The 8,545-nt window shown below is 38.2% G+C and carries 7 protein-coding genes and 2 pseudogenes; 3 read left to right on the top strand and 6 right to left on the bottom strand.

Going from position 1 to position 8,545, the window contains the following annotated elements:
* Positions 1-327: pseudogene (locus tag D7V32_RS17445) on the top strand (hypothetical protein); the annotation flags it as partial.
* A gap of 228 nt (positions 328-555) precedes the next feature.
* On the opposite strand, the pseudogene D7V32_RS17820 reads toward D7V32_RS17445, so the two are convergent.
* Together D7V32_RS17820 and D7V32_RS03010 are read right to left on the bottom strand one after the other, a co-directional pair.
* Positions 556-678, bottom strand: a pseudogene (locus tag D7V32_RS17820) (roadblock/LC7 domain-containing protein); the annotation flags it as partial.
* A 42-nt stretch (positions 679-720) separates the two neighbouring features.
* On the bottom strand, positions 721-2,283 hold the full coding sequence (locus D7V32_RS03010; protein WP_120401437.1) for a sensor domain-containing diguanylate cyclase: 1,563 nt from the start codon (positions 2,281-2,283) through the stop codon (positions 721-723).
* Between the two features lie 440 nt (positions 2,284-2,723).
* Between D7V32_RS03010 and D7V32_RS03005 the strand changes: the two genes are divergently transcribed.
* Positions 2,724-3,215 carry a hypothetical protein gene (locus D7V32_RS03005; protein WP_120401436.1) on the top strand — a complete coding sequence of 164 codons (492 nt, stop codon included), beginning with the start codon at positions 2,724-2,726 and terminating at the stop codon, positions 3,213-3,215.
* A 219-nt stretch (positions 3,216-3,434) separates the two neighbouring features.
* On the opposite strand, the gene D7V32_RS03000 is transcribed toward D7V32_RS03005, so the two are convergent.
* The 4 genes from D7V32_RS03000 to D7V32_RS02985 all read right to left on the bottom strand — a co-directional run bounded on the left by D7V32_RS03000 (position 3,435) and on the right by D7V32_RS02985 (position 7,035).
* Complete coding sequence (locus D7V32_RS03000; protein ID WP_120401435.1) at positions 3,435-4,637, bottom strand: MFS transporter; 1,203 nt, start codon at positions 4,635-4,637, stop codon at positions 3,435-3,437.
* Entirely contained in the window at positions 4,630-5,073 is a 444-nt protein-coding gene (locus D7V32_RS02995; protein ID WP_228200161.1) for a MarR family winged helix-turn-helix transcriptional regulator, read from the bottom strand. The genes D7V32_RS03000 and D7V32_RS02995 overlap by 8 nt, the downstream gene beginning before the upstream one ends.
* A gap of 241 nt (positions 5,074-5,314) precedes the next feature.
* The gene (locus D7V32_RS02990; protein WP_120401443.1) at positions 5,315-5,869 is read right to left on the bottom strand and encodes a thermonuclease family protein; all 555 of its coding nucleotides are present in this window, start codon (positions 5,867-5,869) and stop codon (positions 5,315-5,317) included.
* A 248-nt stretch (positions 5,870-6,117) separates the two neighbouring features.
* A complete protein-coding gene (locus D7V32_RS02985; RefSeq protein ID WP_120401434.1) occupies positions 6,118-7,035 on the bottom strand; it encodes a LysR family transcriptional regulator in 918 nt (305 codons plus the stop codon).
* Positions 7,036-7,128: 93 nt separating this feature from the next.
* Between D7V32_RS02985 and D7V32_RS02980 the strand changes: the two genes are divergently transcribed.
* Entirely contained in the window at positions 7,129-8,370 is a 1,242-nt protein-coding gene (locus D7V32_RS02980; RefSeq protein WP_120401433.1) for an acyl-CoA dehydrogenase family protein, read from the top strand.
* Positions 8,371-8,545 lie beyond the last annotated feature (175 nt).

Below are 8,545 nucleotides of genomic sequence, written 5' to 3'. Positions count from 1 at the left end.
GAAAACGGAATCAGTAAAAAATATAAGCCACTCTTAGATCATTCAATCATCATCTGTAAAGAATCCTTTGTGAAGTGTGGGCACATGTCATCTCTTATTTTGATTTCCAATAGAGTCCTGAAGAGGTTGTTTCTCATGTTCCAGTCAGTTTGCATTCAATTTACCCTTTTATACGTTAGGATAAAAAATAAAGGCGGTACACTCTTTCATAACCTGCGTTTCAGAAATCAAAGAAAGAGAAAGTGCGGCTCTCCTGAAACCGGTGGTCAGCTGAGTAATCGTAAAAGTGTTCATGACAGACCTGTTGAGATTGAGCAGCCTGCATGAGTATGCAGACTGGTATTTCCCAGATCCTTATCGTGCTTGGCAACGAGGTACGAATGAAAATACAAATGGCTTAATTAGGCGCAATATATTAAAAAAGGCAGTCATTTAAATGCCTATACGGATGAATATATCTCAGAAATCACTCAACGTTTGAATCATCGGCCAAGAAAAAGACTTGGCTTTAAAAGTCCGAGTCAGGTATTATTCCAAGAACATGGTATTGCACTTCTAATCTAAGACATATAGAAGCTGTCCCAGCAGAACATCTTTGCCAGCTAATGTAACGATGATGATTGGGGCGATTGACTGGAAACCAGTCAGATAAGTTTCCTGAGTAAAAGTGCTGACGATAATTTTAGATACACAAGGCAGCAGTAGCTCGGATGTCTTGATTTAGCAAATTTGATTACGGCCTTGGTTCTTTGCTTGATATAAACGGTTATCTGCGATTTTAAAAACCTCTTTTATATCTAAAGCATCATTTGGGTAGTAGGCGATACCAATAGAAATCGTCACTGCATCGATGTGATTAAAACGAGTGGTTTCCATGGTCACACGTAAACGCTCGGCTGCTTTATTTACATCGTCATGCTCTGCACTGAGCATAAGCACAGCGAATTCTTCGCCGCCTAACCGGCAGCAAATATCATGCTCTCGGAAATTTGATTTAATCAGTGCTGCTAATGTAATTAGTACTTGATCACCTTGGTCATGACCCCATTGATCATTGACTTGTTTAAAATGGTCGACATCAATCATTAAAACAGCAAATTCAGTATTTAGTTTTTTAAGCTCTTTTAAATAGAGCTGCATTCCGCGGCGGTTAAATAGATTGGTTAATGGATCGGTATTAATATGCTGATTTAATTCAAAAACTTTATCTTTAAATTTTTTTGAACTAAATAATAGTGCCGTGCGGAAACGCATGACTTCAAAATACCATGGATTTACTTTTCTGATTTGATCATCCGTATCTGGCTGATTTAATGCGCTTGCCATTTGTGCAAGCCCATGTAATGGTGAAGAAATATAATGTGTAATTTTCCAAATAGCCAAAAACATAAGCAGGTAAAAGATAAAAATACCGATTGCTGTTTTATAAATAATTTGATTGGCTTGTTGAAGTAATTCTTCAGTAGGCTGCTGAGATACAACAATCCAGTTAACACTTGGAATATGTTCGAATCCAGCTAAGTTTTTTATACCCTTAGTATTCACTAAATGAATAGAGCCGCTTTTGTGCTGTTTCATGTATTGCAGACCTGTATTTTCACGAATATCTTGACCAATACGGCTCGTATCGGGATGAAAGATAATGTGGCTGTTTTGATCTATCACATACATATAACTTTTTTTATATGAATAGCTTCCGCTGAGTATTTTGTTAATAAAGTTTTTTTGCTGAAGATGAATAGAGCCTGTAAGCATACCTAAATATTTTTTTTCAGTGCTCCAAATTGGTTGACTCATTAGCACAATTAAATTATTAGAAATAGATTTATAAGGTGGTGATATATAGGTTTGTTTTCTTTTAAGCGATTCAGTTACGCCTGCAGTACGGTATTCTTTATGGGCATTATATTTAAATTGTATAGGCTCAAGAGCTTTGATATGTGCAGTATTGTCTAAAACGCTAACGGTATTGAAATTATTTGATTGGAATTTAAGCCGGTGTAATTCACTTTGTATGATGTTGTTATTACTGAAGTTTTCCCCAAGTATATTGGCGCTGTATGCCATTTCCTGCATCATGTCTTTCATGTATAGATCTGTGCTGACCGCAACTTTAGATGCATATTTTTGGTTGGTAGACAGAGCATTTTCCATCAATTGTTCTTTGATGACAAAGTTGACCACGCTTATAGATATAATGAATAAACATGAAACACAGAGTATATTCACAATTAAAATAAGCTTTTGCAGGTCTAATTTTAAAAATGCTGTGATTCGTTTCAAACCGTTTTATACCTAAATTTAATGCAGTGGCCCATGATAAGTTATTTACTCTATTAAACCTATTATTTTCAGAGTATTGAAACAATTTTAGTCGGTCGACGTTAAGAAAATAAATCTCACCAATGGATATATAACAGCGTACAATTATTGCGCGGATTTTTTAAATGAATTTATATTTTTGATTTTAATGAGTTTTCAAACTATGGTGTATCTAAAGAAAGAGGGCTGTATAAGCAGCAGTTAATGAAATTTTTTATTGCACTTAGATGCTTATGTGCACAATAGGCATTGCAGCTTATTGAATGGGGATGTCTATCATTCCAATAAAATGTCATAATTGCACTAATTCATTTGCATTGCTGTTTTGTTAATTTTTTGCATTATCCCTTAATGCTAAGGCTTGATTTTTAAAGACAGTATTTAATTTAGGAAAATTTTCAATGTTTGATATTTATTTAACGGATCTCCAAAAAAAGGTTCAATTTAAGGATTATCCAGGTGAGCATCCCGTTAAATTTGTCTTAAATTTTAAGAAAATTTTTCCAAGTGTTATGGAGCTTATGCTTCCTGTATTGCCAGAAAATGAAAATCTAGAGGAAATGACTTGGGAATCAACCAGTCATGATCTCGAAATTTTCAAATTACTGCTAACGGGCTGGGGAGTCATTGAACTGCGTTTGAATGCAATTGCTCAATATAAAAATCGGAACTTTGCAGATGGCTTAGTAAAAAAAGCGCAGCAAAAGCGTAAAGATATTTCTAAAACTCAGCCTATGCTGAGTACTGTAGATCTGGATTATATTTTTATGCATGAAGTGCATGGTTTGATTGATGCAGAACTTGTAGAGCTGGGTGAAAAGTTTTATTTGCCGACGCTGCGTGAACTTTGGAAAGGTAAAGTTGCAGATAAGGTACTGCAAGCGGCTTTCTAAATGAGTTCTTCCAGCGATGAAATATTATAAAAAATCCTCCTAATACAGGAGGATTTTTTATCTTTAAATTTAAGAGTTAAAGTTTCATTTGGCTGGTTGTTAGCGGTAAATGAAACTATTTTTGCATAATGTTTAAAGGCGGTGTCTCATAGTTATACTTGCTGAGTAAGAAAATAATTAATGAATAGGGTGGCTATTCCAGAGCAGTAAAATAACGTATTAGGCTGTTGTTACTGCTGAGTGCCTGTCATGCAGGACGTAATATAGCGCAATGCAGGAAAATGCTGCATAAGCGCTATATAGGTACAGTTCTGAGTAACCGATATAATCGAGTAGTTTACCTATAAAATACGGTCCGAAACCTAAGCCTGCATCTAAGAAAATAAAGAATGTAGACGTTGCAAAACCCATACGTTCAAGGCTGGTACTCTTGACAGCTAATGTTTGACATACCGACTGAATATTGCCGTAGCCAAAACCTAATAGCGCGGCGCAAAGCAGCAGCATCCATGCGCTATTTGCCATACTAAGCAGTACAAGAGCGGTCCCCATAATCATAAAAGCAGGATACATAATAATATTTGCGCCTTTACGGTCCATCAGCGGGCCAGTAATTGGGCGGGAAATCAGGATGGCAATGGCATACATAAGGAAGAAAAACGATGCAGCCTGTACAAGATTAATTTCTTTTGCATAGAAATTGATAAATGACAGTACGCCCGAATAACAGATGGAGGTATACAGCATAATCATTGAGATTGGCAGGGCTTTGAGCTCAATAAAGCGAGACAGAAAACTTTGTTTCTGTTGAAGCACTGCATTACTTTCTTCAATCGTTTTTATTGTCTGCGGCATGTTTGGTACAGTAATCAGTAAAGATATTGCTAAACAGCTGACCGCAATGATTGCAGATAAAGTGAAAATTGCATTGTAGCCCATATGGAGCATCATCCAAATCGCTAAGAAGGGGCCAATAGCTGTGCCGAGTGTGCTGCTCATGCTGTAGTAGCCAATGCCTTCGCCGCGCCGCGCGGCTGGTAAAATTTGCGCGATGATTGTGCCCAATACTGAAGAGGCTATACCCATCATAAAGCCATGTGTAAAGCGGACAGCCAGCAGCATGCTTACATCAAATTTTATAAAATACAGACCTGAAAAAATTAAAAAGCCCGTTAAGCCTGCAACCATTGTAGCTTTGCGGCCAAAGCGCTCTAAAAACTGTCCAACCAATAAACGGCCAAAGAGGGTTCCTGCAATGAATAAGCCAGAGATTAAACCTGCTTGAGCTGTTGTTGCACTTAATTCAGCGACAGCATAGCCAACAATAACCACGACCAAAAGATAGAAAATCAGTACCAGCTGAAGATTAATGGTGCTGACTAAAATAAAGTTTTTTGTCCATAAAGGAGTATGCTCATTCATCGCGGCTTACCTGATGTATATTTTCCAAAGCATCGCTAATGAGATGAAGTAAAACAGTACTTTTTAATAGGTCTTGTGAATTTAAATGCTTTGTCAGCTGTTGTTCCAATTGGGCAATTTCAGCCGAACATTGCTGATACAATTTTTCTCCAGCTGAACTGAGCACCAGTTTTTTTTGGCGCTTGTCTTCGGTTTCAACTTGAGTGACAACATTCAGTTGAGACAGAACTGCAGTGCGTTTGGCAACGGAGGGTTTAGAAACATTTAGATATTCGGCTATTTCTATTGAGGTACAGCCTTTTTTGTACTGAAGAACAAACATAACTTGCCAAAGTGAATAATTCAGCTGGTATGGCAGTAAAATGGTATTGATTTCATCGCTAAATAAGCGGGAACAGCGCATTAATGAAGCACGGAAGCCGAGTTTTTTATTCATTATAGTTAACTAGGGTAACCAAATTGATATCAACTTTACTCCGATCTACTTTTATATTCAAGTGTAAAAAATATACGGCCTCAATATCGAAAGCATCGGTAAATGCTTAATAGCGATATAAAGTAACATGGGTAATAGTGGTTACGTTATGAATATGCAGCTGAAGCAAGCGCAATGAAATAACACAATCCAAAATTGTTTTATTTCATCGCGCAAAAGGATAGACGTATTTAGCGTCTTTTTACTTGCTTTGTTTTCGATAGCGGCTTGGCCGCATGGCATTCGGATTTTTCCATAGGCCTTTTTTCTGTTTTTTAGCTTGCTGCTGCAGTGCTAGCCACTGCTGTTTCTGATTTGGGTTACGGATATATTCTTCATACACCCAAGCGCCGCCGCGTTTAACCAATTCCTGATTAATATTTTTGCCATAGCGGCGGATAAATCCGACACAGCGTCCATAACGGTCTATATCTGTTATTTCTACGCGCACCAGTTTACGGTAGACCATTTTTTTAACCATTTGCTGAGACTCTTTGCCAAAGCTTTGTTTGGTCTCAGGTGCATCTATATAGGCAAAACGCAGCTTTGTTTGTGAGCGTCGAATATTCAGTCGTGTACAGGTGAGGGTATCGCCATCACTGACTGCAATGACACGGCACCAGTAAGACTTTCCTTTTTTAAATGGCCTAAATAGCTCAAGTAAAAAGGTATAAAGTTTATAACCCGCATAGAGCAGAAATATGCACAGAATCATGCCTAAAGCGATGAGCTGTCCATTCGATAGATTTGAAAGCATAAAGAAAAAACAGCTGAATTTCATTGATATAGCATCAATGAAATTCAGCAAAATTTGGAGTTGTTAAGGTCGAATATTGTAAAGTAAATAGGCCATATGCATTGCTCAAATAAGCTGCTAACGGCACCTAAACTATTTTTTTTAATATCTTGCTGCAGTAATAATCAATGGGTTTGTACAGGCGCATATGGGCAGATATTTTAGGATAAATAAAATAGCCTAAGCAAAATTCTAATATACCAAATAGCCTAAGAAAAAATTTTAATTAATTCGCTGCGCAAAAAAACATGCCGCGCATTTTCTTCCAAATCTCTATGCCAATACATCCCCAAATCAATTTTAGGCAGATCAGCAGGAACATCAAAAATATTTAGTTTTTCAGGTATCTGCAAATGAGAAAGAATGTTTTTAGGAATGGTTAAAATAGCTTGGGAGTTAAGCGCCAATATCTGCAATGCAGTGGAATAGTGCTGACAGCGCATGATAATTTTTCGATTGAGCTGAAGTTTATTAAAATGTACATCTTCAACCAATACACCCGTACGGCGTGAAGACACGCCAATATGCGGGGCAGAAAAATAGCTCTTTTGATTTATGCTGCTTTGCTGTGTACAAAGCACAAATTCATCTTGTACTAATTTTTGAAAATGAATTTTCTCACTGACATGCTGTTCCAGATCGATTACAAAATCGATCTGCTGCGTAGCTAAGTCAGCCACCATATTTTTACGGTCGAGCTTAATACTGACAAACTGGATGTCATACGCAGTGTTTACAAAATGTTTAACTAACTGTGGAAATATAATTGGTTCAATTTCATCATGCACTGCAATTTTCAAAGTTTTAACCATATTGGGCTCAAAACTTTGTGTTTGCAGCGATATACGCTGAATAGCAAATAAAGCTTCTTTAATTGCAGGATAGATTTGTTCTGCGAAAGGCGTTGGAAGCATTTGACTGCCAGTACGGACAAATAGCTCATCTTTTAAATGCTGCCGCAAGCGCTGTAATGCATGACTCGCTGCCGACTGCGTAATACTCATAATCTGAGCGGCTTTAGAAATACTGTGCTGTTCATAAATCGCAATAAACAGCGGATATAAATTGATATCAATCCGGTGGAAAAAGCTCATATCAATAAAATGACTGTTATGAATTTTATGCATAAATATGTATTGAATAAAATCATTTTGTTCATAATAGATTTTAGGTTATGGTCTTGTAAAGCTAAAAAACAGCATAAATTGAGGGATACCGCTATGTATGAGCTATCTGCACGTGCACAGGATTACATTGCTAGAACAAAAAAATTCATTCAGGATGAAATTGAACCCGTAGAAACCGAATTTTGGCAAGCAGTCCATCATTTAAATCAAGGCGGTGATTGGAGCGTTTGGCAATGGCCTGCACAGCTTGAAGTACTGAAAGCCAAAGCCAAAGCCGCTGGTTTATGGAATATGTTTTTGCCGTGTGACAAATTAGGTCAAGGTTTATCTGTTCAAGAATATGCGCATATAGCAGAGCTTTCTGGACGCAGCTTGATTGCGCCAACAGTATTTAACTGCAATGCGCCTGACAGCGGCAATATGGAAGTCATTTGGCGCTATGGCACAGAAGTGCAAAAGGAACAATGGCTGACTCCGTTACTGGAAGGAAAAATACGCTCTGTTTTCTGTATGACAGAACCTGCGGTAGCCTCAAGCGATGCAACTAATATGGAAGCGACAGCTGTCGTGGACGGCGATGAGATTGTACTGAATGGCCGTAAATGGTGGTCTTCAGGTTTGGGTGATCCAAATGCAAAAATCATTATTTTTATGGCGCATACACCAGATGAATCGAAAGACCGTCATCATCAGCATTCAATGGTTTTAGTTCCTGTTGATACCGCTGGGGTTAAAATTGAACGCATGCTGCCAGTATTTGGTGATTATGATGCACCGCATGGCCACGGTGAAATCAGTTTCAATAATGTGCGTGTTCCTGTTGAGAACTTTATAGGCGGTGCAGGTCAAGGTTTTGAGATTGCACAAGGACGGCTAGGACCTGGCCGTATTCATCATTGCATGCGCTGTATTGGCGCTGCGGAAAAATCCTTAGAACTGATGATTGACCGCGGAATGAGCCGTACAGCATTTGGCAAAGAAATTTTAAAATTAGGCGGCAATTTAGAACGTGTTGCTGAAGCACGGGTTGCAATTGATCAAGCGCGTTTATTAACCTTATATGCAGCATATAAAATGGATACGATGGGTAATATGGCTGCGCTCACTGAAATCTCTGCCATTAAAGTTGTTGCGCCAAGCGTGCTGGAAAAAGTGGTGGATATGGCGATACAAATTCACGGCGGCGCAGGTGTTTCACGAGATACGCCACTAACAGGCTTCTTTGCGCAAGCACGTTCATTACGTTTAGCCGATGGCCCAGATGAAGTGCATAAAGGCATGATCGCAAAACTCGAATTGGCTAAGCGCGGCTACAGCAGCCGAGGCCGTAAATAGCAGCATGATGTTCAGCTGTTTATAGCGTGGCATCATACTGACAGCCATGTTATAAACAGAACAGCATTTTAAAATTGAATAACATTCACAACTAAATACAGCATTGGGTATATGTATTAAACCTGCATATTATTTATAAAACGGCTCAATGCGGATGATGAAATTAAACTTTGTT

It is taken from the genome of Acinetobacter tianfuensis, from assembly GCF_003611465.1.
Taxonomy (GTDB): Bacteria; Pseudomonadota; Gammaproteobacteria; order Pseudomonadales; family Moraxellaceae; genus Acinetobacter; species Acinetobacter tianfuensis.
Note: the sequence above shows the minus strand (reverse complement) of the source record. Positions and strands in the feature narration are given on the sequence as shown.

Coding starts and splice junctions, on each gene's coding strand:
- D7V32_RS03005 (WP_120401436.1), top strand. CDS start 2,724: ATGTTTGATATTTATTTAACGGATCTCCAAAAAAAGGTTCAATTTAAG.
- D7V32_RS02985 (WP_120401434.1), bottom strand. CDS start 7,035: ATGCATAAAATTCATAACAGTCATTTTATTGATATGAGCTTTTTCCAC.
- D7V32_RS02990 (WP_120401443.1), bottom strand. CDS start 5,869: ATGCTTTCAAATCTATCGAATGGACAGCTCATCGCTTTAGGCATGATT.
- D7V32_RS03000 (WP_120401435.1), bottom strand. CDS start 4,637: ATGAATGAGCATACTCCTTTATGGACAAAAAACTTTATTTTAGTCAGC.
- D7V32_RS02980 (WP_120401433.1), top strand. CDS start 7,129: ATGTATGAGCTATCTGCACGTGCACAGGATTACATTGCTAGAACAAAA.
- D7V32_RS02995 (WP_228200161.1), bottom strand. CDS start 5,073: ATGAATAAAAAACTCGGCTTCCGTGCTTCATTAATGCGCTGTTCCCGC.